This window comes from Adlercreutzia aquisgranensis (assembly GCF_943193145.1).
In the GTDB taxonomy this organism is placed as follows: domain Bacteria; phylum Actinomycetota; class Coriobacteriia; order Coriobacteriales; family Eggerthellaceae; genus Xiamenia; species Xiamenia aquisgranensis.
In genome coordinates, this window is the sequence record NZ_CALPDA010000004.1 from 160,364 (window position 1) to 181,986 (window position 21,623).

At 66.0% G+C, this 21,623-nt stretch carries 19 protein-coding genes and 1 tRNA gene; 4 read left to right on the forward strand and 16 right to left on the reverse strand.

What is annotated here, in order from left to right:
- The 9 genes from NFR41_RS03710 to NFR41_RS03750 form a co-directional block, all read right to left on the reverse strand.
- Positions 1–918: an FAD/NAD(P)-binding protein gene (locus NFR41_RS03710; protein ID WP_251230760.1), complete on the reverse strand. Its 918-nt coding sequence runs from the start codon at positions 916–918 to the stop codon at positions 1–3.
- A complete protein-coding gene (locus tag NFR41_RS03715; RefSeq protein WP_160212505.1) occupies positions 902–1,945 on the reverse strand; it encodes a 4Fe-4S dicluster domain-containing protein in 1,044 nt (347 codons plus the stop codon). Before NFR41_RS03715 ends, NFR41_RS03710 begins: the two co-directional genes overlap by 17 nt.
- Positions 1,946–1,961: 16 nt before the next feature.
- Complete coding sequence (gene thiI / locus NFR41_RS03720; protein ID WP_251230761.1) at positions 1,962–3,143, reverse strand: tRNA uracil 4-sulfurtransferase ThiI; 1,182 nt, start codon at positions 3,141–3,143, stop codon at positions 1,962–1,964.
- A gap of 12 nt (positions 3,144–3,155) precedes the next feature.
- Entirely contained in the window at positions 3,156–3,416 is a 261-nt protein-coding gene (locus NFR41_RS03725; RefSeq protein ID WP_160212507.1) for a DNA-directed RNA polymerase subunit omega, read from the reverse strand.
- 6 nt (positions 3,417–3,422) lie between these two features.
- Positions 3,423–3,995 carry a guanylate kinase gene (gene gmk, locus NFR41_RS03730; RefSeq protein ID WP_251230762.1) on the reverse strand — a complete coding sequence of 191 codons (573 nt, stop codon included), beginning with the start codon at positions 3,993–3,995 and terminating at the stop codon, positions 3,423–3,425.
- Complete coding sequence (mihF, locus tag NFR41_RS03735; protein WP_160212509.1) at positions 3,996–4,316, reverse strand: integration host factor, actinobacterial type; 321 nt, start codon at positions 4,314–4,316, stop codon at positions 3,996–3,998.
- A gap of 155 nt (positions 4,317–4,471) precedes the next feature.
- A complete protein-coding gene (pyrF, locus tag NFR41_RS03740) occupies positions 4,472–5,209 on the reverse strand; it encodes an orotidine-5'-phosphate decarboxylase (protein ID WP_251230763.1) in 738 nt (245 codons plus the stop codon).
- Positions 5,206–6,162, reverse strand: a complete 957-nt coding sequence (locus NFR41_RS03745; RefSeq protein ID WP_432762684.1) for a dihydroorotate dehydrogenase — start codon at positions 6,160–6,162, stop codon at positions 5,206–5,208. The genes pyrF and NFR41_RS03745 overlap by 4 nt, the downstream gene beginning before the upstream one ends.
- Positions 6,117–6,926 carry a dihydroorotate dehydrogenase electron transfer subunit gene (locus NFR41_RS03750; RefSeq protein WP_251230764.1) on the reverse strand — a complete coding sequence of 270 codons (810 nt, stop codon included), beginning with the start codon at positions 6,924–6,926 and terminating at the stop codon, positions 6,117–6,119. The genes NFR41_RS03745 and NFR41_RS03750 overlap by 46 nt, the downstream gene beginning before the upstream one ends.
- Positions 6,927–7,064: 138 nt before the next feature.
- Here NFR41_RS03750 and NFR41_RS03755 point away from each other — a divergent pair.
- Positions 7,065–7,141, forward strand: a tRNA-Pro gene (locus NFR41_RS03755).
- Between the two features lie 68 nt (positions 7,142–7,209).
- Here the strand turns inward: NFR41_RS03755 and tgt are convergent.
- The 6 genes from tgt to def all read right to left on the reverse strand — a co-directional run bounded on the left by tgt (position 7,210) and on the right by def (position 14,266).
- Positions 7,210–8,355 (reverse strand): tRNA guanosine(34) transglycosylase Tgt, encoded by a 1,146-nt coding sequence (tgt, locus tag NFR41_RS03760; RefSeq protein WP_251230765.1) that lies wholly within the window; start codon positions 8,353–8,355, stop codon positions 7,210–7,212.
- Between the two features lie 8 nt (positions 8,356–8,363).
- Positions 8,364–9,461 carry a glycosyltransferase family 2 protein gene (locus tag NFR41_RS03765; RefSeq protein WP_285833849.1) on the reverse strand — a complete coding sequence of 366 codons (1,098 nt, stop codon included), beginning with the start codon at positions 9,459–9,461 and terminating at the stop codon, positions 8,364–8,366.
- 3 nt (positions 9,462–9,464) lie between these two features.
- Entirely contained in the window at positions 9,465–10,706 is a 1,242-nt protein-coding gene (gene glf, locus NFR41_RS03770; RefSeq protein ID WP_251230766.1) for a UDP-galactopyranose mutase, read from the reverse strand.
- A 116-nt stretch (positions 10,707–10,822) separates the two neighbouring features.
- The gene (locus NFR41_RS03775) at positions 10,823–12,340 is read right to left on the reverse strand and encodes a transcription antitermination factor NusB (protein WP_251230788.1); all 1,518 of its coding nucleotides are present in this window, start codon (positions 12,338–12,340) and stop codon (positions 10,823–10,825) included.
- Between the two features lie 439 nt (positions 12,341–12,779).
- Positions 12,780–13,724 (reverse strand): methionyl-tRNA formyltransferase, encoded by a 945-nt coding sequence (fmt, locus tag NFR41_RS03780; protein WP_251230767.1) that lies wholly within the window; start codon positions 13,722–13,724, stop codon positions 12,780–12,782.
- 8 nt (positions 13,725–13,732) lie between these two features.
- The gene (gene def / locus NFR41_RS03785) at positions 13,733–14,266 is read right to left on the reverse strand and encodes a peptide deformylase (protein ID WP_160212517.1); all 534 of its coding nucleotides are present in this window, start codon (positions 14,264–14,266) and stop codon (positions 13,733–13,735) included.
- Positions 14,267–14,598: 332 nt separating this feature from the next.
- Between def and gltX the strand changes: the two genes are divergently transcribed.
- The 3 genes from gltX to NFR41_RS03800 all read left to right on the forward strand — a co-directional run bounded on the left by gltX (position 14,599) and on the right by NFR41_RS03800 (position 17,903).
- Complete coding sequence (gene gltX, locus NFR41_RS03790; RefSeq protein WP_251230768.1) at positions 14,599–16,215, forward strand: glutamate--tRNA ligase; 1,617 nt, start codon at positions 14,599–14,601, stop codon at positions 16,213–16,215.
- A 54-nt stretch (positions 16,216–16,269) separates the two neighbouring features.
- Positions 16,270–17,415, forward strand: a complete 1,146-nt coding sequence (locus NFR41_RS03795; protein ID WP_251230769.1) for a hypothetical protein — start codon at positions 16,270–16,272, stop codon at positions 17,413–17,415.
- 77 nt (positions 17,416–17,492) lie between these two features.
- Positions 17,493–17,903, forward strand: a complete 411-nt coding sequence (locus NFR41_RS03800) for a PaaI family thioesterase (protein WP_160212520.1) — start codon at positions 17,493–17,495, stop codon at positions 17,901–17,903.
- A gap of 192 nt (positions 17,904–18,095) precedes the next feature.
- Here the strand turns inward: NFR41_RS03800 and mfd are convergent, their stop codons facing one another.
- Positions 18,096–21,623: a transcription-repair coupling factor gene (gene mfd / locus NFR41_RS03805; protein WP_251230770.1), complete on the reverse strand. Its 3,528-nt coding sequence runs from the start codon at positions 21,621–21,623 to the stop codon at positions 18,096–18,098.

Here is a 21,623-nt window from a genome sequence, read left to right on the forward strand (position 1 = left end):
CTACATCGACCCCTGAATGTTCTTGGCTTCCCAATAGTTGAAGACCGGACCGTCTATGCAGCAGTACTGGTGGCCGATCTGGCAGTGGCCGCATTTTCCCATGCCGCACTTCATGTGCCGCTCGAAGCTGCAGTAGATATGGTCGTACTCGATGCCCTTCTTGCGCATCTCGTCGATGACGAACCGGTACATCACCGGCGGCCCGCACACGGCGCCATAAGTGTGGCGCGCATCCAGCTCCAAATGCTCGAAAGGCTTCGTGACCAGGCCCACTTCCCCATCCCAGCTCTCGTCGGGGTGGTCGACGGTCAGGTACAGGTCGAAGTCCTTGCGGTGGCGCCACATCTCGAACTGGTCGCGGAACATCACCTCGGAGGGGTTCTTCGACCCGTAGATGATGGTGACCTTGCCGAACTCGCTGCGCTCGTCGTGGACGTTGTTGATGAGGCTGCGCAAGGGCGCGATGCCAAGGCCGCCGGCCACCAGGAGGATGTCGTGCCCCTTCATCTGCTCGAAGGGGAATCCCCGCCCGAAGGGCCCGCGGATGCCCACGATATCGCCGCACTGCATGGTGTGCAGCACCTCGGTGAAACGGCCGGTGCGCCGCACGCACAGCTCGATGAAACCGTGCTTGGAGGGGCTCGACGAGATGGAGATGGGAGCCTCTCCCACTCCGAAGATGGACAGCTCGACGAACTGCCCGGGCTCGTGGCGGAAGGCCTCGCGGATGGCCTCGTCGATGAGGCGGAACTCGAAGAGCTTCTCCGTGGCGGTCAGATCGGTGATGGAGGTGATGCGCGCAGGCCAGGGACGGTAGGGGTTGGCGGCCATGAGCTCGGCGCCGCTCAAGGGCGTCACGCGCTCGCCCAGCGGGTTCACCTCCACGGTCTTGGCGGGCGCGCTATGCAGCAGAGGCATCGTCGGCTCCCTTCTGCTTGAAGAACTCGAGCACCTTCACGGGGTTGATGTCCGCCTTGCAGGCCTTCACGCACCGGCCGCACCCGACGCACAGCATGCGGTCGTGGTTCGCCAGAAAGCCGTTGAGCTTGTGGTACATGCGGTGACGGACGCGCTCGCGGCCTTCGGGCCTGAAGTTGTGCCCCCCGGCCACCTGGGCGAACTGGGGGCTCGTGCAGGCGTCCCACACCCGGTAGCGCTCCCCTTGCGTTCCGTCGGGGCTCAAGCGGTCCTGCAAATCGAAGCAGAAGCAGGTGGGGCATACGGCCGCGCAGGCCGAACACGACAGGCAGCGGCTGCCCAGCTCCTCCCAGAAGTCGTCCTTGTGGAAGGCGTCCATGAGCATGGCCACGTCCTGGATGTCGGGAATGCCGGGGTTGAAGGACGCCTGGCGCCGTCGCGTGGCGTGCCTGAAGTCGATGCGGTCCTGGTCGGTGGCCTCGCGGGGATTGCAGGCCGATTCAAGGATGTTGGCGGCCTCGACGCTTGAGATGCTCACCAGGAACCTGCCGCCGATATCCTGCAGGAACAGGTCGTAGCCGAAACGTGCTTCGTCAGCATCCCACAGATGGCAGAAGCAGCTGTCCGCGGGCGTGCACGAGATGCCCACGATAAGCGTGGCGTCCCGGCGGGCGCAATAGTAGGGATCGTTGTAGGTTCCGTCGCGAAACACCTGGTCGAGGCGGTTTATGGCGTTGATGTCGCAGGCGTGCGCCCCGAAGATGACCCGCGGGGGCACCTCAAGCGTGTGCTCTGCCACCCGGTTGGTCTGCGCGTTGAAGCGCATGAGCGTCTCCTTGGGCGGCAGGAAGTACTTCTTGAGCGATGCGGAGGTCGTGGGGTAGTCGAGCACCATGTCCTCGGGGTGCTCGATGGCGTCGAAGACGTAGGAGCGGCCCCGTTTCACCGGGGCGACGACCTCGTACTGCTGCATGAAGGCGGAAACGAGCAGCGGAAGCTCGGCGGCGTCGATAACGCGGTAGAGCATGCAGTCAATCCCTTCTCTAGCGGTACTCCCTCATCTCGGCCTGGTCGGCCAGCTGCTGCACCCACTGGTCGATCGGGAACGCACCCTCCGCTTCCTCGACGACGGAGAGCTTGCCGTGGGTTTCCGGGGAGCGCGGCATGAACAGCGTGCAGCAATCCGGCGCGTCCTGGGATGAAATGGCGAACGTCCCTAGATTCTGCGCCTCCTGGATGATGTCGAGCTTGTCAGATCCGATGAGCGGGCGAAAGACGGGCATGGCTACCGCGGCGTCGGTGCAGCGGATGTTGTCCAGGGTCTGCGAGGCTACCTGCCCAAGGCTCTCCCCCGTCACGAGAGCGCCCGCACGCAGGCGCCCAGCCAGTTCCTCGGCCACCTTGAACATGAGGCGGCGGTACAGGATGATGCGCAGCTCGGGCGGCGCATCCAGCGCGATCTGGCGCTGCATGTCGCCCATGGGCACGGTGTAGGTTCGGTAGATGCAGCCGGTCTTCTGCAGCACGCGCGCGATGTCGTCCACCAGGTACTCGCTGGCGTCGCTGGTCTGGGGTCGGCCCGAGAAGTGCACGCCGATGCAGGTGGCGCCGCGCCGGGCCATGCGCCAGAGCGCCACGGGCGAGTCGATGCCCGAGGACAGCAGGCACACCACCTTGCCCGAGCTTCCCACCGGAAGCCCCCCGATGCCCCGCTCGGACCAGCCGTAGACGTAGGCGGCGTTCTGCACCACCTCCACGCCCACGGTGAGGTCCGGGTCTTTCATGCGCACGCCGGCATCGGGACGAGCCTCGCACAGGGCCGCGCCGATGACCTGGTTCATCTCCATGGAGCCCACGGGGAAATCGGTATGGTTGCGCCGGGCGTGCACCTTGAAGGTGGCGAACTCCCCGGCGTCCCCCATGGCGTCAAGGGCTGCCTCTATCATGGCATCGATTTCGCGCGGGCACTTGTATCCGCAGCTCACGCGGGCAACCCCGGGGACCTTCGCCATCAGCTGCGCGCACTCGCGGGCCGTGCCCCAGTCGGTTCCCTCCCGCAGAAAGACGCAGATGCGCCCCGAGATGCGGTGGATGGTAACAACGGGAAACGCCCCCAGCAAAACCTCGAGGTTTTTCAGGAGGCGCTTCTCGAACGACGCGCGGTTGTGGCCCTTCAGGCCGATCTCATGGTAGTGGGCCAAGCAGATCCGTTGAAAACGCGACATGGCGCAAGGACCCTAATGGTTCTTGACGTCGATGGAGGTGGGGTCGAACGAGACCTCGTCGCGGGCGATCTCGCTGAACGCCAGCGAGAGCGGCTTGCGGTCGGCGGCGCGGGCGATCTCCACGGCCGTCTGCAGCTGCAGGGCGCGGTCGCGCTGGCCCCGCATCATGTCGTTGATGTCGTGGGCGCGCTTGGACGCCAGGGCGCACAGCAGAAACCGGTCGTTGTCGGTCTCGCTGAGCAGTACGTCGATCTTCGGTTCGATGATACTCATAGGTTGTCAGTCCTTGTCTGATGTCGCACAGTGGTTCACATAGGAGACCAGCTGGTCCAAAGCTTCTTCGAGGTCGTCGTTCACCAAGCGAAACTCGTATCTGTCCGCTTGGGCGAGCTCGCGCTTCGCCGTCTCGAGGCGGCGCTCCACGGCTTCGGGCGCATCGGTGCCGCGTCCTTCCAGACGGCTCCTGAGCACCTCTGCCGAGGGCGGCTCGATGAATACCAGGTGGGCGTCTGGAAACAGCTCCTTCACCTGGAAAGCGCCCTGGACGTCGATCTCCAGGACAACCTGCTTGCCGGCCCGAACGGCGGCTAGCACGCTGCTCTTCGGCGTGCCGTAGCAGTTTCCGCCGTACTCGGCCCATTCCAGCAGATCGCCCTCTTCGACCATGCGGTCGAACTGCTCGCGCGTCTTGAAGAGGTAGCTCGCGCCTTCCGTCTCCCCCGCCCGCGGTGCGCGGGTGGTTGCGGAAACGGAAAGCCATCCATCGGGGATGGCTTTCATAAGGAGGGCCACCAGGGTGCCCTTGCCGGCTCCCGATGGCCCCGAAATGACGAAGAGGTTGCCGCGTCGCACTTACTTGCCCGTTTTGCCCAGACGCTCCAGAAGCGCAGCCTGCTGACGCTCGCCCAGGCCGCGAAGACGACGGCTCTCGGCGATCTGAAGCTCCTTCATGACCTTCTCGGCCTTGGCCTTGCCGTAGCTGGGCAGTGTCTCGATCAGGGTGGACACCTTCATGCGTCCGACAACCGGGTCGTCCTTCATCTCGATGACCTGGGCCAGGGTGAGCTTGCCGGACTTCAGCTCATCGCGCACCTGGGCGCGCTTGATGCGGGCGGCCTTCGCCTTCTCGAGGGCGGCCTGGCGCTCGGCGGCGCTAAGTTGAGGAATAGCCATTCGAGTGTCTCCTTCTGGTTCTTACTGTGGTATGCACCTTAGGCGCTTCTTTACGCTTCCGTGATACTAGCATTGAAATCGGTATGTGACCTAGCATTATGTATGAAACTCTACAAATTCCCTCCCCAGCGGTAGTCCGAAGGGGGCAAGCCGGCTCACAGGCCGGCGCCGGCGAGCTCTTCGGCGATGGCCTCGAAGGCGGCCGCAGGGTCGTCGGCCTGGGTAATGGGGCGGCCTACGACGATGTGCGAGGCACCGTTCAGGAACGCCTGGGCGGGCGTGGCCACGCGACTCTGGTCGCCCAGGCTGGCGCCGGCCGGGCGAACGCCGGGCGTCACGATACAGGCGTCCGGTCCCAGGACGGCGCGCAGCTGCGATGCCTCCTGGGGCGAGGCGACCACGCCGGAGAGCTTCGCCTTGCGCGCGAGCTCGGCCAAGGCGCATACCTGCTCGCGCAGCGGGCGCGCCACGCCTATGTCGTCCAAGTCGGCCTGGTCCATGGAGGTGAGAACGGTGATAGCAAGGGTGATCGGCTCTGCAAGCTCTGCAGACAGCGCCGCGTCCCGGGCCCCTTCCTGCCCCGCCGCCATCATGGGCACGCCGCCCGAGGCGTGCATCGTGAGCATGTCGGCGCCGCTTCGGGTGGCCGATGCGGCGGCCCCTTTCACCTGGTGCGGGATGTCGTTGAACTTCAGGTCGAGGAACACCTTGAAGCCAAGGGCTTTGAGCTGAGAGACGATCGCGGGCCCTTCGGCGTAGAAGAGGGTCATGCCCACTTTCAGCCATTTGGCGCGGCCGCTTAGAAGCTCGGCGAGCCGCAGCGCCTCGGCGCGGTCGCAGTCCAGGGCGACGATGATGCGGTCGCGGGCCGGTTCATGGGAAAAGTCGCTCATGCCTTCAGGGCTCCTCTCAGCTCGTTTACGTCGTCAACGCCCTGCTCGCGGCAGTAGCGCTCTATGCCCTCGATCACGCGCGCGGTGCTCGCCGGGTCAAAGAAGTTGGCGGTCCCCACGGCCACGGCCGTCGCGCCGCACAGCATGAACTCGACGGCGTCCTCGCCGGTGGCGATGCCGCCCATCCCCAAGATGGGCAGCGACACGCCGCGGTAGCACTCCCATACCATGCGCAGGGCCACCGGTTTGACGGCCGGTCCCGAAAGACCCCCCACCACGCGGGCGAGCTTCGGGCGGCGCGTTTTCGCATCCACCGCCATGCCGAGCAGGGTGTTGATGAGCGAGATGGCGTCGGCGCCTGCGGCCTCGGCGGCCCGGGCGATGTCGACGACGCTGGTGACGTTGGGTGTGAGCTTCACGATGAGCGGCCGCTTGGTCGCCTGGCGGCAGCGTGACACCACCGCCTCCACGCTTGACGGGTCGGTGCCGATGGTCATGCCGCCGGCATCCACGTTGGGGCACGACACGTTTATCTCGTAGGCGTCCACAGGGCCGTCCTCGAGGGCCTCGATCACGGAAGCGTACTCCTGCGCGCTGTGGCCTGAGACGTTGACGATAACGGTGGCGCCCTGGTCGCGAAGCCAGGGGAGCTCCACGGTCTTCAGGTGCTCGACGCCGGGGTTCTGAAGCCCGATGGAGTTGAGCATGCCCGAGGGCGTCTCGGCGATGCGGGGGCTTGCGTTTCCGGCCCAGCCGTGCAGCGACACGCCCTTGGTGGTCACGGCGCCCAAGGCAGAAACGTTCACGAAGTCGGCGTACTCCATGCCCGCTGCGAAGGTGCCCGAAGCCGTGGTGACCGGATTCTTCATGGGAAGGCCGCCCAGGTTGACGGCCATGTTCACGTTGCTCACCAGAGCACCTCGCTTCCGTCGAAGACGGGTCCGTCCACGCATGAGCGCTTCTTGCCCAGCGCGGTCTCCACCACGCAGGACAGGCAGGCGCCCACGCCGCAGGCCATGCGACGCTCCATGGACACCTCGCAAGCCACCCCTCGCTCGCGGGCCTCCTGGGCGACGATGCGCATGAGCGGCTCGGGGCCGCACACCGCCACGTAGTCGAAAGGCCGTCCCTCGGCGGCCGCCTGGTCGAGCGCCTCGGTCGCAAGCGAGGTGCAGAAGCCGGGCCGCCCGTAGGAGCCGTCGTCGGTGGCGCAGCGCACGTCGTCCTCGCCCAGAAGGTCCAGGTAGGCTGCCTCGCAGGCCAGGGCCGCATGGGTCTGGGCGCCCAGCACCACCGTGGCGGGAACCCCCTGCCCCTTCAGCGACTCGGCCAGCATGAACAAGGGCGCCGCCCCCACGCCGCCGCCTACGAGCAGCGCCCGGGAAGTTGCAGCGGGCGGGCTCCATCCGCGTCCCACGGGGCCGATGAGGCCGAAGCCCTCTGCCAGGTCGGACCGGGGGCTGATGCCGGACAGGTGCCGCGTTCCCGCACCGACAACCTGGTAGAGGATGTCGACGGTCTGCGACGCGAGGCTGCGCCCGTAGACCGAGAAGGGCCGACGCAGGATATGCGACTCCATTCCGGGGATCTGCATGTGCGCGAACTGCCCGGGCTGCACGGATTGTGCGAGCCGAGGCGCCTCGAAGGTGGCCACGAAGAGGTTCGGGCCGGCGCCCGCGTTGGCGACCAGGCGCGCCCGTTCGTCGAAGAGTGTCACTCCTGTCCTTTCGTCGGGGTGTGCCGCATCGGGCGGCGCATCCCGCCCATGGCGCATTATTGTACCATGGCGCCCGGTAGGACATGGACACTTAGACAACGGCGGGAAGTCTGCTATACTTATCGGCGCTTTGCCCGTCGGGACGTGGCGCAGCCTGGTAGCGCGCCTGCTTTGGGAGCAGGATGTCGCAGGTTCGAATCCTGTCGTCCCGACCATCGGAAAACGAAGGCACGCCGCAAGGGACGTGCCTTTTTCATTGCCCGGCGGCGGATTCGACGCTGCCTCAGTAGTCCTTGGCCGCGGGACTTTCCATCCATGATTGCAAGAATTCGTCGTAGGTGTCGGCCAGCACCGCTTCCCTGGCCCGGGCCATGAGGTCGATAAGGAAGTGCAGGTTGTGGACCGACAGCAGGATGGCCCCCAGCATCTCGTTTTGCTTGACCAGGTGGCGCAGGTAGGCGCGGGAGTGGTTTTGGCAGGTGGAGCAGGTGCACTGCGCATCCAGCGGGCCGAAGTCCCGGGCGTACTTGGCGTTTCTCAGGTTCATGCGCCCGGTGCTGGAGAACGCCGTTCCCATGCGGGCGGTCCGGGTGGGCAGCACGCAGTCGAACATGTCCACGCCCTCGCCGACGGCGCGCACGAGCGTGGTGGGGTTGCCCACCCCCATGAGGTAGCGTGGCCGATCTTCCGGAAGGGCGCGTGCCACGGTGCCCAAGGTCTCGAACATGACCTCGTGGCTCTCCCCCACCGAGTAGCCGCCGATGCCGAAGCCGCCGAAGCGCCGGCCGCCGGCGTCCAGGCTCTCCTGCTCGATGGACAGCAGCTTCTCGATGGAAAGCAGGCGCAGGTCCAGTTCCATGCCGCCCTGGCAGATGCCGAACAGCGTCTGGTCGGGCCGCTTGTGGGCGGCCAGGCAGCGCTTGGCCCAGGAAGCCGACAGGTCCACGGCGCGCGCAACGAATGCTCGCTCGGCCGGGTACGGGGTGCACTGGTCCAGCTGCATGGCGACGTCGGCGCCGATAAGCTCCTGGATGGCCATGTTCTCCTCGGGGGTCCATCGGATCTTGGCGCCGTCGTAGATAGAGCGGAAGGTGAGCCCGTCCTGGTCGAGCTTCACGGTGTCCGCCAGCGAGAACACCTGGAAGCCGCCGGAATCGGTGAGCATGGGCCCGTCGTAGTTCATGAAGCGGTGGATGCCGCCCGCCTCGGCCACAAGATCGGCTCCGGGCCGCAGCGACAGGTGGTAGGTGTTGGCCAGCACCACCTGGGCTCCCAGCTGGTGCAGCGTCTCGGTGGTGACGCCCTTCACGGTGGCAGAGGTTCCCACCGGCATGAACATGGGGGTGCGAAAGTCGCCGTGGGCCGTGGTGAAGGTGAGCGCCCGCGCGTTGCCGCTGCGGGCGTCCACCGTGCAATCGAACAGTGCCATGGGGCCCCTTAGTTGAACTTGAAGATGCGCTGGGCCAGGCGGTACCCGGTGATGCCCAGGCGCCGCCCCAGCTCGGTGGGCAGGTTCGTGCTGGCGTTCAGAACGCTGCGGCGCACGCGACGGTACACGTCGGGATTGTGCTCCTTCAGGTACAGCCAGATGTCCTCGCGCTTGTCCTCGGCCTCGTCGGTGTCGATCATGCGCAGGAAGATGGAGCATATGCACATCATCATTGACAGGTAGTTCTCCATGTAGCGCTCTAGTTTGTGCACGGGCACGTCGGAGGGCAGCTGCACGGCGTCGATCATGGTGCGGGTGACGCGCAGCTGCTGGTCGATGCGACCCATCATGACGCTCTCGTTGACCGACTGGTCCTCGCGGCCGATGAAGTAGCGGTACATGTCGACGTCCAGGTAGTACAGGGAGCGCACATGGGGCAGCGGCACGTAGACGAAGATGTTGTCCACGTAGAAGCAGTGCTCGGGCAGCGTGAGCCCGATGCCGCGCAACATCTCCGTGCGGTAGATGACCGAGTGCATGAGCAGGTACTGGCTCTGGCTGAAATGGCCGCATTCCTCCCAGGTGAAGCGCCTTCCCTCGGGAAAGACGTTTCGGTAGTGCATGACGGTGCGCTGGTTCTCGTGCACCTTCTCGTAGACGTAGTTGCCGATGACCATGTCGGTTTCGTCCTGCAGCTCGCGCTGGGAGCGCAGGTAGGCCATGATGGGCTCCATGGCTGCCTTGTCCAGCCAGTCGTCGGAGTCGACCACCTTGAAGTAGACGCCCCGGGCGTTGCGCATGCCCATGTTGACCGCCGACCCGTGGCCGCCGTTGGGCTTGTGAAGCGCGCGCACGATGCCGGGATGGCTCGCTTCCCAGGCGTCGGCCTTCTCGGCGGTATCGTCCTTGGCAGACCCGTCGTCGACGATGAGGATCTCGATGTCGTCCTTGCCGCCAGCGGTGGCCAGCAGCGACTCGATGCACTTGTCCATGTAGGCGGCCGAGTTGAAGCACGGGATGGCGTAGGTGATGGTGGGCTGGCTCGCGCGCTGGTCGGGGGCCTGGGCGTCGTCGATCAGCGCGCGGTCGGTTTCGGCGGTCTCCATGGGCTACTCCTTGTCGCTTGGGGCGTCCTCTGCGCGAAGCAGCTCGTCGGCCAGGGCCAGGGCCCGCCCCACGATGACGTCCATGTTGTAGTAACGGTACTCGGCAAGCCTTCCCAGAGGGTGGAAGTTGGGCAGCTGCTCGGTCAGCTTGAGGTAGCGGCGGTAGTGCTCCTCGTTCTTCGGACCGATGATGGCGTAGTAGGGAATCTGGGTGGAGGGGTCCTCGTAGGCGCGGCTGTACTCCTTCATGATGGTGGTCTTGGGATGCTGCTGCCCGGTCAGGTGCTTGAACTCCGTGATGCGGGTGTAGTCCTCGGTGACGGTGAAGTTGACGGTGCCGCTGGGAAGCAGCTGCTCGGTGTCGTGGGTCTCGTAGACGAAGTCCAGCGTGCGGTACGGAAGGCGCCCGAAGCGGTCGAGGAACAGCTCGTCCAGGGGTCCCGTGTACACGATGGGCCCCGTGAAGAGCTCGTCCTTCAGGGCGATTCCCGAAAGCGGCGCGTCCTCTTCTCCGGAGGAGAACCTCAGGTCGAAGACGCTTTCCGCTTCCACGCCCAGGCATACGTCGATGTTTCCATGGGAGAGCATCTCCTCGAACAGCGGCGTGTAGCCGTGCAGGGGCATGCCCTGGTAGGCGTCTTGGAAGTAGCGGTCGTCGCGGGACAGGAACACGGGGACCCGGGCGACCACCGAGGGGTCCACCTCCTCGGGCGTGAGCCCCCACTGCTTCTGCGTGTAGTAGAGGAACACGTTTCGGTAGACGAAGTCTGCGACCTCGGCCAGGTCGGGGTCGTTCTGCTCGCGCAGCTCGGTGATGGTGACCTTGCGCTCGTCGCCGAAGGCGTCGATGAGCTTGCGCTCCAGCGCCTCGGCCCGCTCGTCTCCGAAGGCGATGCGCAGCGAGGTCTTGTTGAAGGGCACCGGCATGTAGGTGCCGTACCAGTCGGCGAGCACGCGGTGCTCGTAGTCGCGCCACGGCGTGAAGCGCTGCAGGTAGTCGAAGGCGCGCTTGTCGTTGGAGTGGAAGATGTGCGGACCGAAGCGGTGCACCAGGACGCCCGCATCGTCCAGCTCGTCGTACATGTTGCCGCCTATCTGGGGGCGCTTCTCGATGACGAGCACGCGCTTGTCGCCGCGCTCGGCGAGTTCCCGGGCGACGACGGAGCCGGCGAATCCGGCGCCGACCACGAGGGCGTCGTAGTCGGCCGGGTCGACGTCGCTGTACTGCCGGTAGTTCACGGTCATGGTTGTTGCCTTTCTCGTTGGGCGCGAAGCCCGGTCGTCGAAGCGTTTCGGGCCGTCCGGACGGCGGGGCGGCGGCTCTTGCGCGCAGGCCGCCGACTCCGCCGTCGCCTTGGCGTCTAGGATTGTCCTGCGGGTTCGGCGCGGACGAAGCGCACCGCGAAATGGGCGTCCGGGGAGCCCATGAGCGCCATGGCGTCGTCGAAGCGGTTGGCGTTGCCTATCTCCGGGTCGAAATCCTGCGAAGGACCGGTCGCGGTGAGGACCCGCTTGCCCGCGCGCTCGGCGCGCTCCTTCGGCGGCTCCGGCACGAGCTGCGTGGAGATGCAGGCGGCGCCGGCTATGGGGACCAGCGAGAAATCGGATCCTTCCGGGGATTCCAGAAACGCCTTCACCACGGCGTTGTCCTCGGCCCTGGTCACCGTGCAGGTGGCGTAGGCCAGCGTGCCCCCCGGGGCCACGTGGGCGCTCGCCTGCTTGAGCATGGCCAGCTGGTTCTGGGCGAAGGAGATGATGTCAGCCGGCCCGATTCGCCAGCGAATCTCGGGATGGCGGCGCAAGGTGCCCAGCCCCGAGCAGGGAGCGTCGAGGAACACCATGTCGAAGGCGCGCTCCCCCAGCGCGCCTGCCAGGTCGAGGGCGTCGCCTGTCAAGGCTTCGGACACGCAGACGCCGAACTCCTTGACGCGCTTGGTCAGAAGCTTCGTCTTGAACTCCTTGTTGTCCAAGGTCACGTACTGCTCTATCTGGCTTCCGTACTTGCGGACGGCATCCCCCTGGATGAGGATGGTCTTGGTGGCCCGGCCAGCCCCTATCTCGAGGAGGGATTCGGGCTTCTCGTCGGGCAATATGGAGGCGGCCACGAGCTGCGACGCCGCATCCGACACCAGAATGCGCCCGGTCCCCAGCAAACGCTTCATCTCGGGGAGCAGCAGCGCGCGCGGGTCGAGCACGCGCAGGCAGCCGGGAACCTCGACGCCGTCGATGCAGACCGGCTCCACCGGCTCTCCGGCCTTCTCGAAGCCGCGGCGCACGATGTCCTCGCCGCCCTTCGCGCCGTTGATGGCGACGAACAGGGGCGCCTGCTCGTTAGATGCCCTCATCAGGTTGACGGCTGCCTCGGGCCCCAGGTCGTTGACGAGCACCCGCGCAAGCCATCCGGGGAAGGCGCATGCCCGGGCCAAGGCGTCTATGTCGGTGGAAGGGTCTCCGTAGGGGAACTCGGAGCGCTCCGCCACGATCTTGCGCAGCACCGCGTTGGAGAGTCCCGCCGCAGGAGGCGCCACGGACTTCACCAGCTCCACGCCTTGGTCGACGGCGGCGTGGGGGTGCTTGCCCAGGAAGATGATCTCGTAGGCGGACAGGCGCAGGGCGTCGCGTACCGAGGGGCTGATGTCGCGAGGGTCGTCCAGAAACTTGTTGATGACCTCGTCGAGGATGCCCCAGGAGCTGGTGACGCCGAGTACGAGCCTTGTGGCGAAGGCTCGGTCTTCGGGCTTCATGTGGGAGGTGTCGATGGTGTGGGAGATCACATCCTGCGCGAAGGCCCTGCGCTCGCGGACCTGGCTGAGCGCGTCGAGGGCCGCCGTGCGCGCGGGGCTCGCCTTGGTCTTGCGAGGCGGCTTGCGGCCTGCCAGCTCGCCGGCGTAGCCTTTCGGCGTGCGCGCGGTTTCGCCGCGCCGGGCCCGATCGGGGCCGGAAGCGCCGCGACGGCCCGCCGGCTTGGAAGGCCGGTCGGCGGGCCGTCCTTCATCCGACGAGAGGCGCGGCCTGCCCCGGTCCTGCCCCGGTCGCGGTTTGCGGGCGGAATCGTGGTCGGGGGTGCGGAAGCCGCGGTTGCCTTCCGAGCCTCCTTTGAACGGCCGGGGCTTGCGGTTGCCGCGGTTCGCGTCCTCGGCGCCGGGCCGACCTGCGTGCGCTCCGCCTTTCCCCTGCGGCCGCTCGCCGCCGTCACGCGTCGGTCGAGGGCCGCGCGAGGGCGCTTGCCCCGGACGCGAGGGGCGGCGGCCCGAGGGCCTTCCCCCCGAGGGTCGGCCCCCCGACGGGCGGTTGCTTGCTCCCCTGTAAGGCTGTTGGTTATCGGACACCGAATTCCTCCCACATCATCGTTGCGTCTTTCGATCCGCGGATTCCGGCCGCGAAGGCCGCCGCGTCCATAGTCTTCTTGCCGTCGGGCCTTACGCTGGCAAGCTCGATGGCGCCGTCGGCCATGCCCAGGACCACGCGCTTCCCGGAAACCGCCACCTGCCCGCAGGCAAGCGGCGGGCGCTGCTCTGCCGCCCTCTCGGCGACAAGGACGGTAAGGGGACGTCCGCATACGACTACCTTGCACGGATGCGCATCCGACGAGGCGAGCACCTTCCTGAGGGCTTCCTCGGCGCCGTCGGACGGACGAAGGTTGAGCTCGCCTTTCCCTATCTTCGAGGCGTAGGTGATTCCCTCCTCGGATTGGGCGACGAAAGGATGGGGCTGCGAGGCCACCATGGTCAGGCCGTGGAGCAGGGCCGAAGCGCCCAGGGACGCCAGCTCCTCGGTGAGCTCGCGGACGCTCTTGCCCGCCACCGAGGTGGTCCTGCAGACGCAGTACGGACCCGTGTCGAGCCCCTCTTCCATGGCCATGATGCACACGCCGGTCTCCTCGTCGCCGGCAAGGATGGCACGCTCCACGGGAGCTGCGCCCCTCCAGCGGGGCAGCAGGGACGCATGAACGTTGATGCATCCGTAGCGCGGTATGTCGAGAACAGCCTTGGGGAGCAGCATGCCGTAGGCGGCGACGACGATGGCGTCGGGCTGCAACTCGGCGAGCTCGGCGACGACCTGCTCGTCGCGCAGGCTGCGCGGGGTGAAGACCGGGATGCCGAGGGATTGCGCCAGGGATTTGACCGGCGACGGCTCCAAGGCCTTGCCCCTGCCGCGAACAGCGTCGGGCCGCGTGTAGGCGGCTACGACGTCGTGCTGCTCCGCAAGGTAGCCCAGTATGGTGGCGGAGAACTCGGGCGTTCCCATGAATACGATGCGCATGGGCGGCCCTAGGAAACGGAGGTGTCGCCGGGCTTAGCGCCGGCGGCCTGCGCCTGCTCGTAGTCGGCAAGCGCCTGGAGGCGGGCCTGCGGGGTGCATCGCTCGAACATGGTGATGCCGTCCAGGTGGTCGCATTCGTGCTGCAGGCAGCGGCCCAGAAGGCCGTCGCCCTCGATCTCCCACTCCTCCCCGTCAAGGTCGAAGAAGCGGGCGCGGGCGTACTCGGGCCGGGCGATGGGCACCGAGATGCCGGGGATCGACAGGCACCCCTCCTCCTCGGTCACCACCTCCCCCGACGTCTCCACGATGACGGGGTTGACCATGACGATGGGGTTCTGCTCGCCGGAGTCGTCCTGGTCGCAGTCGATGACGACGAGGCGCTTGCTCACCCCGACCTGGGGCGCGGCAAGCCCGCAGCCGCCGTTTTTGTACATGGCCTTCACCATGGACTTCGCAAGGCGGCGCAGCTCCCTGTCGGCAAGGTCGCAGGGGTCGCACACCTGGTTCAGCAACGGGTTCGGTGATTCGACGATGGTAATCATCTTCGGCTATCCTTCTGCGCTCTATCGAGCGCTGCGCAGGTTGTAGGGAGAAACCGGGCACGGGAGAACGTATCGCTCGTGCGTGGATTCTCTATTTTGGTAGATAGCAGGAATCTTGTCTAGGAACCAGGGGAAAAACGGCAGAAAACCCAGAGCGCCCCGCCGATTGTCTCGCATCCCGGAAAACGGTCCCCGGTGCGGGTTACTCTGGTTTTTCCCTGGCGAGCCAGCGGCTTCGGCCTTGCCGTGCCGTCCGTTGCCTATACTCTGTCCGACGTTATCGGCCGGCCGTCGCCGGCTCTACTGCGAACAGACGAAGGAATGTGGCATTCATGGTCGATTGCAACGACACCTGCAGCGAAGGGGGCGCCGTCCGCGTCCGCTTCGCCCCTTCCCCCACCGGCATGCTCCATGTGGGCGGCGCGCGCACGGCGATCTACAACTGGGCGTTCGCGCGGGCTAAAGGCGGGACGTTCGTCCTGCGCATCGAGGACACCGACACCCAGCGCTCCACCGACGAGAATACGCGCATCATCATCGACGCCATGCGGTGGCTGGGACTTGACTGGGACGAGGGGCCGCAGGTGGGCGGCGAATTCGGCCCTTACTTCCAAACCCAGAGGACCCAGACCTATCGCGCCGCCCTCGAACGGCTGAAGGAGCGCGGGGCGGTCTACCCGTGCTTCTGCACCAAGGAGCAGCTCGACGCGAAGCGGGCGGCGGCCGAGGCCAGCGAGGGCGGTTACGCCGGCTACGACCGCACCTGCCGCAACATCGACCCGGCTGAGGCCAAGCGGCGCATCGATGCCGGCGAGCCCCACGTCTGGCGCCTGAAAGTGCCCGAGAACCATGGCCCCATCGTCTTCGACGACATGGTCTACGGCTCCATGTCCTTCCCCGCCGACGTCATGGACGACATGATCTTGTGCCGCACCGATGGCACCTTCACCTACAACTTCGCCGTGGTCTGCGACGATGCCAACATGCAGATAAGCCACGTCGTTCGCGGCGACGACCACCTGTCAAACACCCCCAGGCAGATACTCATCTACGAGGCGCTGGGGCTCGAGCACCCCGTGTTCGGGCATTTGCCCATGATTCTGGGCGAGAACGGCAAGAAGCTCTCCAAGCGCCATGGCGACACGTCGGTGGAGGAGTTCCGCGACCGGGGCTACCTGGCCGACACCATGGTGAACTTCCTCGCGCTTCTGGGTTGGTCGCTGGACGGCGAGACCACCATCATCCCCCGGGACGTCCTGTGCGGCTCCTTCGACGCCGCGCGCATCCAGCGCAAGGACGCAGTGTTCGACACGAAGAAGCTCGATTGGATGAACGGGGTGTACATCCGCGAGATGGGCGCCGCATCTTGGGCGCTGGCAGCCCGCCCCTGGATCGAGCAGGCGATGGCGCAGGGCTACGCCGCCGAGCCCAAGGCCATTGTCGTCGAGCCCGCTGCCGACGGCTCGCCGTCCGCAGCGACGGCGCCCTCTCCCGACGACGTCGCTGCGGCCCAGGCCGCCTTCGCCGACGACCCCAGCTGGTTCGAGCAGCTCTACCCGCTCGTGGCGGAGCGGCTGGTGCGTCTGGACGAGATTCCCGACAAGCTGCGTTTCCTGTTCTGGGGCCAAGGGTGCGTCCTTGACGGCAAAAGCGTCCAGAAGGTGCTGCTGAAGGACGGCGCGCGCGCCCAGGAGGCCTTGGGGCTTTGCCGCCAGGTGCTTGCCGACACGTCGGTAGCCTGGGATGCCGAGACGCTGCAGCTGGCCTGCAGAAATCTGGGGGAGGCGGCCGGTATCAAGCCGAAGCTGCTCTTCCAGCCGCTGCGCGTGGCCGTTGCCGGCAACATGGTGTCTCCTCCCCTGTTCGAGAGCATCGTGCTCATGGAGCGTTCCGACGTGCTCGGGCGCATAGACAACGCAGCCGCCGTCGTGTTCCCTGACGCTCAGTAACCCTTCGCGGCGCGCCCGAGGCAGCGGGCGCGCCGTTTCGTAGCGAGGTGCCCTATGGACGAGCGAACCTATTCCCAGCAAACCAGCGATCCCGCAGCGTTCCCGGGAGCGGTGCGGCACGAAAGCAGTGCGCCCACGCCGGCGCCCCTGTGGGCGTCGCAGATCCCCGAATCCCAGGCACCGCGCTGGCAAGCAGCGCCCGCCGACCCGGCGCCAAGGGGATGCGACCGCATACCGCCCTCGGATGCGACGCCCAGCAGCGGCGCGCGCCTTGAAAGTGCCGCCCCGACTTCGCTGCAGGCGGTCGAAGGGGTTGTCATCGGCCAAAAGAAGCGCCGGCGATGGCCGTGGGCTCTCCTTGGCGGCGCGTTGGGCCTTGTTGCGGGCGTTGCGCTTGGCATCGGCGGTACGACGGCCGTCCTCTCCGGCGCTCATCAGCAGGTCTGGGGCGGCTTGTCCGGCGATTCCGGGGCCTATGGGTCCGATCCGTCGGGCGAGGACCCCTACAGCTGGTACTACCCTTACAGCCACGACTTCCTCGGCGGGGGCGCAGAGGATTCGAGCAGCTCCCAAGACCTCTCCCAGACGCTCTTCACCTATGCCGACGTCCTTGCGGCGCTGCCCGACGTCGAGGGAACGGTTGAGGACGTCCCGGGCACCGATCTTGTCGCCTGCACCGCCGGAGCCTACCAGGTAGGCACCCTTTCCGGCATACCTGCGGGAATCTACTTCCTGGAGGGCTCGGACACCCAGGAGAGCACCTACTTCCTCTTCAAAGCCGTCTCAGGCCGGGCCGACCCGCAGAAGGCCCGGTACGCCTACTACGGGCAGAACACCTACCTTGGGAATTACTTCCTGTCGCTGTCCGACGGCGACCTGCTGGTATATCTCCCGGCCGACAGCGACGATGCGATGTACGACGCGTCCCTTGCCGAGGTGGATGCAGGGTCCGTTCTCACGAGCGGGTTCTACCGGGTGGGGGTCGACATCCCCGAAGGCACCTACCATGTGGAGCTCGACCCAGACCTGGCCGGCAGCATCAGCCTCGAGGCCGGCGCTTACGTCATGTCCGAGCGTACCTTCCCCGACGGCACGTTCGCGGACGAGCGCTACGTTACCGTGGGGTCGAACCAGACGGTAACCGTGAGGAACGGAGATTGGCTCGAGCTCTATGGAGCCACTGCCGAACTCGAGCAGTGACGGCGGGCGGCATGGGCAGCCAGCCCGCGCTGCCCGCATCGAGGCGCACGCAGCAAGGATGCGCGGAAAGGAGCAGTATGACTGCGATGATACCCGAAGGGGCTCCCGTGGAAACGGTCCGGTCGATCATGGAGAAGGACGTCTTCGCCGCACGGACAGTGGGCTGCCAGATTGTGGAGGCCGCCCCTGGCCGCGGTCTGTGCTCGATGGAGGTGGGCCCGCAGCATCGCAACGCGATGGGCAACATCATGGGAGGAGCCATCTTCACGCTGGCAGACTATGCGCTCTCCATAGCCGCGAACTACGGCAGCGAGCCTACCATGTCCATTTCCTGCTCCATCGATTTCCTCTCCGTATCGCACGGGAATGTCCTGTACGCCGAAGCCGCCCTCGACAAGGTCGGACGGACCGTGGTGTTCGGCAGCGTCGACATCACCGACGATACCGGCAAGCTCGTCGCTCGCATGATCGCCACCTGCTACAAGTAGCTGACAGCCAAAGCGCGCAGCCTGCCGAGCGGTTCGAGACGGTCGCGTGCGCCCGGTCCGACGGGCGCTTCACGCCCGTACCGGATTCCAGTCAGCCGCCGAATCGCCTGACGGCTGCCAGGCTGCTGCTGGAAAAGCCCCCTGCGCGACAGGCCTCCGAAGCGCGGGAGCTTCCGCCCGCCACGCGACCGCTTAGCCTCGGCTGGAATCATCCTCCCCCACCAAGCTCTTCAGTAGCTCGTACACCGGCCGAATGAGGTTGTCGCCCTCGCCTAGCTTGAAATAGCGCAACGGCAGTATGAGCTTGCGCTTGTCGGACAGGTAGCGGCCTTGGGCGCGGCGCAGGGCGGTGAGTCTGTCCTTGGGGATATCGATAGGCTCCACGGTGAGCTTTCCGGCTACCGCCGAGACAAGGCGGACATGATGCTCGTTCGCAAAGGCCTTGAGACGCGCCTTCGCGAACAGGTTCTCCGCAGCCTGGGGCATGTCGGGGCGCTTCGCGAGCAGATCTTCGTAGATATCCTGCACTGCCTGCTCCGTAGAGGCCGACGCGAGCTTTCGGTACCAGAGGACGCGCTCGTCGGTGGCGGGGATGTAGTCCTCCGGCAGGTAGGTATGCCCGGGAAGGTTCACCGTGATGTCGGAGAGGGCCGGCGGCAGCTGGTCGAGAGCCTTGAGGTCGCCTTCCTTGGTGGCGTTTACCGCCTGGGCGAGCATCTGGGCGAACAGATCGAAGCCGACCGCCGACATGTTGCCCGACTGCTCGGCGCCCAAGATGTTCCCTGCGCCGCGGATCTCGAGGTCTTTCATGGCTATCCGAAGACCGCTGCCAAGCTCCTGATGCTCGGATAGCGCGGTAAGACGCGCTTGCGCCTCCTCGGTAAGGGGGATGTTGTCGGGGAACATGAAGTAGGCGTAGGCTTGCTCGGACGAGCGGCCCACGCGCCCTTTCAACTGGTACATCTGAGCCAGACCGAGGCGCTGAGAATCCTCTATGATGAGCGTGTTGGTGTGGGGGTTGTCGATGCCGCTTTCTATGATGGTTGTCGCGACGAGCACGTCTAGCTTGCCTGCCGCAAACTCCTCCATAACCCGTTCAAGCTGCTCTTTTGACATCTGCCCGTGGGCAACCCCGACACGAGCCTCCTCGGCGGCTCGCTGCACGCGGGCTACGGCGTCGTCGATGGAGCGAACACGGTTCGACACGTAGTACACTTGCCCTTTTCGGGCGAGCTCCCGTCGTATGGCGTCGGACACCAGGTCCGGATCCCATTCCCCCACGTGCACGTTTACGGGACGGCGCTGATCGGGGGGCGTCATGATCAAGCTCATATCGCGCACCCCGGAAAGGGACATCTGCATGGTTCTGGGGATGGGAGTCGCCGACAGCGTAAGGATGTCGGTCGATTCGCGCAGATGCTTCAGCTGCTCTTTATGGCCCACGCCGAACCGCTGCTCCTCGTCGATGATGACGAGCCCCAAATCGCGAGGGTTGACGTCCCTTGACAGCAGCCGATGCGTTCCTACGAGCACCGACACATCCCCGCTCTCGAAGCCGGAGAGCGCCTTGCGCTGCTGCTCGGGAGTGCGGAAGCGGGAGAGCACCTCCACCTTAACCCCGAAGGGCTCGAAGCGGTCGTTGAAGCTGGTGTAGTGCTGCTGGGCGAGGATGGTCGTGGGGCAGAGCACCATGACCTGCTTTCCCGCGTCCACCGCCTTGAACGCAGCCCGCAAAGCCACCTCGGTTTTGCCGAATCCCACATCGCCGCAGATTAAGCGGTCCATCGGCCTGTCCGATTCCATATCCGACTTCGTGTCGGCTATGGCAGCCAGCTGATCGCGGGTTTCCTGGAAGGGAAATGCCTCTTCCATCTCGTGCTGGCGCCAGCTGTCCGGCGGGTACGCGTAGCCCTTGACTGTCGCTCTTCTGGCGTAAACGTCCACCAGGTCGAAAGCAAGCTTCTTGGTAGCGGCCGTCGCCTTGGCGACCGCCCTCGACCAGTCGGCGGTGTTCAGGCGCGTAAGGCGGGGACTTGCCCCTTCGGGCCCGACGTAGCGGGTTACGCGGTCGAGCTGCTCCACCGGGACGAACAGCTTGTCTCCTTCGGCGTACTCGAGCAGCAGGTAATCCCTTTCGACTCCGTCGATCTCCCTTCGCACCAGCTCCTTGAAATGGGCGACGCCATGGGCGGCATGGACGACGTAGTCGCCTGGCTTGTAGGGAAACGTCACCTCGGTGATGTCGACATGGCGCTTCGCCGACTGGGACGCCTTCGAGCCTTGGGTGTCGGTCAGGCTGACGAGGGCCAGCTTGGCGGCTGGGATGACCATGCCCAAGGGCACGTCGACGTCCGTGACGTTGACGACGCCCTTGCGAAGCCGTCGTTTCTCGGCGCCGGGCGTACCCTCGCCGTCCCCGTTTTCCTCGGTTCCCTTTTCCTGGCGCAGCTCCTGAATAGGAAGGCCGCGCTCTACGAACTCGAGCTCCATTTCCTTGCGCGCGCGGCGGTTCGACGCGCTGAAGACGACCGTGTACGATCCGTCCACGAGGCTCCTCAGGCGTCCGTACAGCTTGTCGGGATGTCCTGCCACCTCCACGCGCTTTACGGGAAGCTCGGCGTCGAGCAGCCCTCCTACCTGCATGATCGAAACGTAGGTTGCCCTGAGCGCATCCCCGAAGCTTGCGCTCTCGGCCGACGCGTAGAGCGAGTCCAGGGCAAGCCCCGACCCCTTCGCCTTCACCGACAGCTCGTCCAGCGCATGGGCCATGTCGTCCATGAGCGAGCGAGGTTCCATAAGGCTTACGAGGCTGCCTTTCGCCACGTAGTCGCCCAAGGTAGCCGTCTCTTCGTACAGATAGGGCAAAAGGCCGTCGGCGCCGTCGAAGCGCATCCCTCCCTCGAGGTTTTCGAGCATGGCGCGCAGCACCGGGTTAGAAGCGGCGGGACGCTTCAGCTTCTTCCGCGCCTGCGCCATGGTCTGCGGCGTCGTCTCGAACTCCAGGACAGGATATACCTCCACTTCTTCGAGGGATGAGACCGTCTGCCCGGTCGAGGGGATGATACGCCGTATTTCCTCGAGCTCGTCGCCGAAGAAGTCAAGGCGCACCGGATAGCTGAGGTTGCCCGGGTAGACGTCTATGGTTCCGCCTCGGGCAGCGAACGTCCCGGGGCCGTCGAGCTCCCCGGTGTTCTCGTAGCCGCGCGCCTCCAGGGAGCGCAGAACGTCCTCGTAGTCGTTCAGGCTGCGAGAGCGCGTAGGCTGCTCCATGGCGCCAAGCTCGAAGCCTGCGCGAAGGAACAGAGGCGCGGCGGCGCAGGCCTGCACCGGCGGAATTCGGCGCACCAGGGACCGAGCGCTTGCGACTACGACCACCTCTCTGCCCTCCTGCAGGGCCCAGGCGGCCCTCATGCGTCGGGCAGCGGCCGAGAAGTCGGGCCGCTTCGGTACGAAGGGGGTATCCGTCCGCTCAGGAAAGCGCAGCACCTTGTCGTCTCCCAGGTACGCGGCGACGCTGCGGGCGAACGCGACGGCGCTCTCCTCCCCGGCGACGATCACGAGCGTCGGTTGAGGCCTGCAGGCGAATCGGGCGGCAACGAGGAAGGGGCGGGCCGACGAGGCGACGCCGATAGCGGCGTCCTCGCCTTTATCGAGTTTTGCCCAGAACGGCTCGAGGCAATGCGACTTCTCAAGCACGAAAGCAAGCGAGTTTATGAGCAT

Excerpts from the sequence above, each read along its gene's own strand:
- NFR41_RS03710 (WP_251230760.1), bottom strand. The coding sequence starts at position 918 with ATGCCTCTGCTGCATAGCGCGCCCGCCAAGACCGTGGAGGTGAACCCG.
- NFR41_RS03715 (WP_160212505.1), bottom strand. The coding sequence starts at position 1,945 with ATGCTCTACCGCGTTATCGACGCCGCCGAGCTTCCGCTGCTCGTTTCC.
- thiI (WP_251230761.1), bottom strand. The coding sequence starts at position 3,143 with ATGTCGCGTTTTCAACGGATCTGCTTGGCCCACTACCATGAGATCGGC.
- NFR41_RS03725 (WP_160212507.1), bottom strand. The coding sequence starts at position 3,416 with ATGAGTATCATCGAACCGAAGATCGACGTACTGCTCAGCGAGACCGAC.
- mihF (WP_160212509.1), bottom strand. The coding sequence starts at position 4,316 with ATGGCTATTCCTCAACTTAGCGCCGCCGAGCGCCAGGCCGCCCTCGAG.
- pyrF (WP_251230763.1), bottom strand. The coding sequence starts at position 5,209 with ATGAGCGACTTTTCCCATGAACCGGCCCGCGACCGCATCATCGTCGCC.
- NFR41_RS03745 (WP_432762684.1), bottom strand. The coding sequence starts at position 6,162 with ATGCGTGGACGGACCCGTCTTCGACGGAAGCGAGGTGCTCTGGTGAGC.
- tgt (WP_251230765.1), bottom strand. The coding sequence starts at position 8,355 with ATGGCACTGTTCGATTGCACGGTGGACGCCCGCAGCGGCAACGCGCGG.
- NFR41_RS03765 (WP_285833849.1), bottom strand. The coding sequence starts at position 9,461 with ATGGAGACCGCCGAAACCGACCGCGCGCTGATCGACGACGCCCAGGCC.
- glf (WP_251230766.1), bottom strand. The coding sequence starts at position 10,706 with ATGACCGTGAACTACCGGCAGTACAGCGACGTCGACCCGGCCGACTAC.
- fmt (WP_251230767.1), bottom strand. The coding sequence starts at position 13,724 with ATGCGCATCGTATTCATGGGAACGCCCGAGTTCTCCGCCACCATACTG.
- def (WP_160212517.1), bottom strand. The coding sequence starts at position 14,266 with ATGATTACCATCGTCGAATCACCGAACCCGTTGCTGAACCAGGTGTGC.
- gltX (WP_251230768.1), top strand. The coding sequence starts at position 14,599 with ATGGTCGATTGCAACGACACCTGCAGCGAAGGGGGCGCCGTCCGCGTC.
- NFR41_RS03795 (WP_251230769.1), top strand. The coding sequence starts at position 16,270 with ATGGACGAGCGAACCTATTCCCAGCAAACCAGCGATCCCGCAGCGTTC.
- NFR41_RS03800 (WP_160212520.1), top strand. The coding sequence starts at position 17,493 with ATGACTGCGATGATACCCGAAGGGGCTCCCGTGGAAACGGTCCGGTCG.
- mfd (WP_251230770.1), bottom strand. The coding sequence starts at position 21,623 with ATGCTCATAAACTCGCTTGCTTTCGTGCTTGAGAAGTCGCATTGCCTC.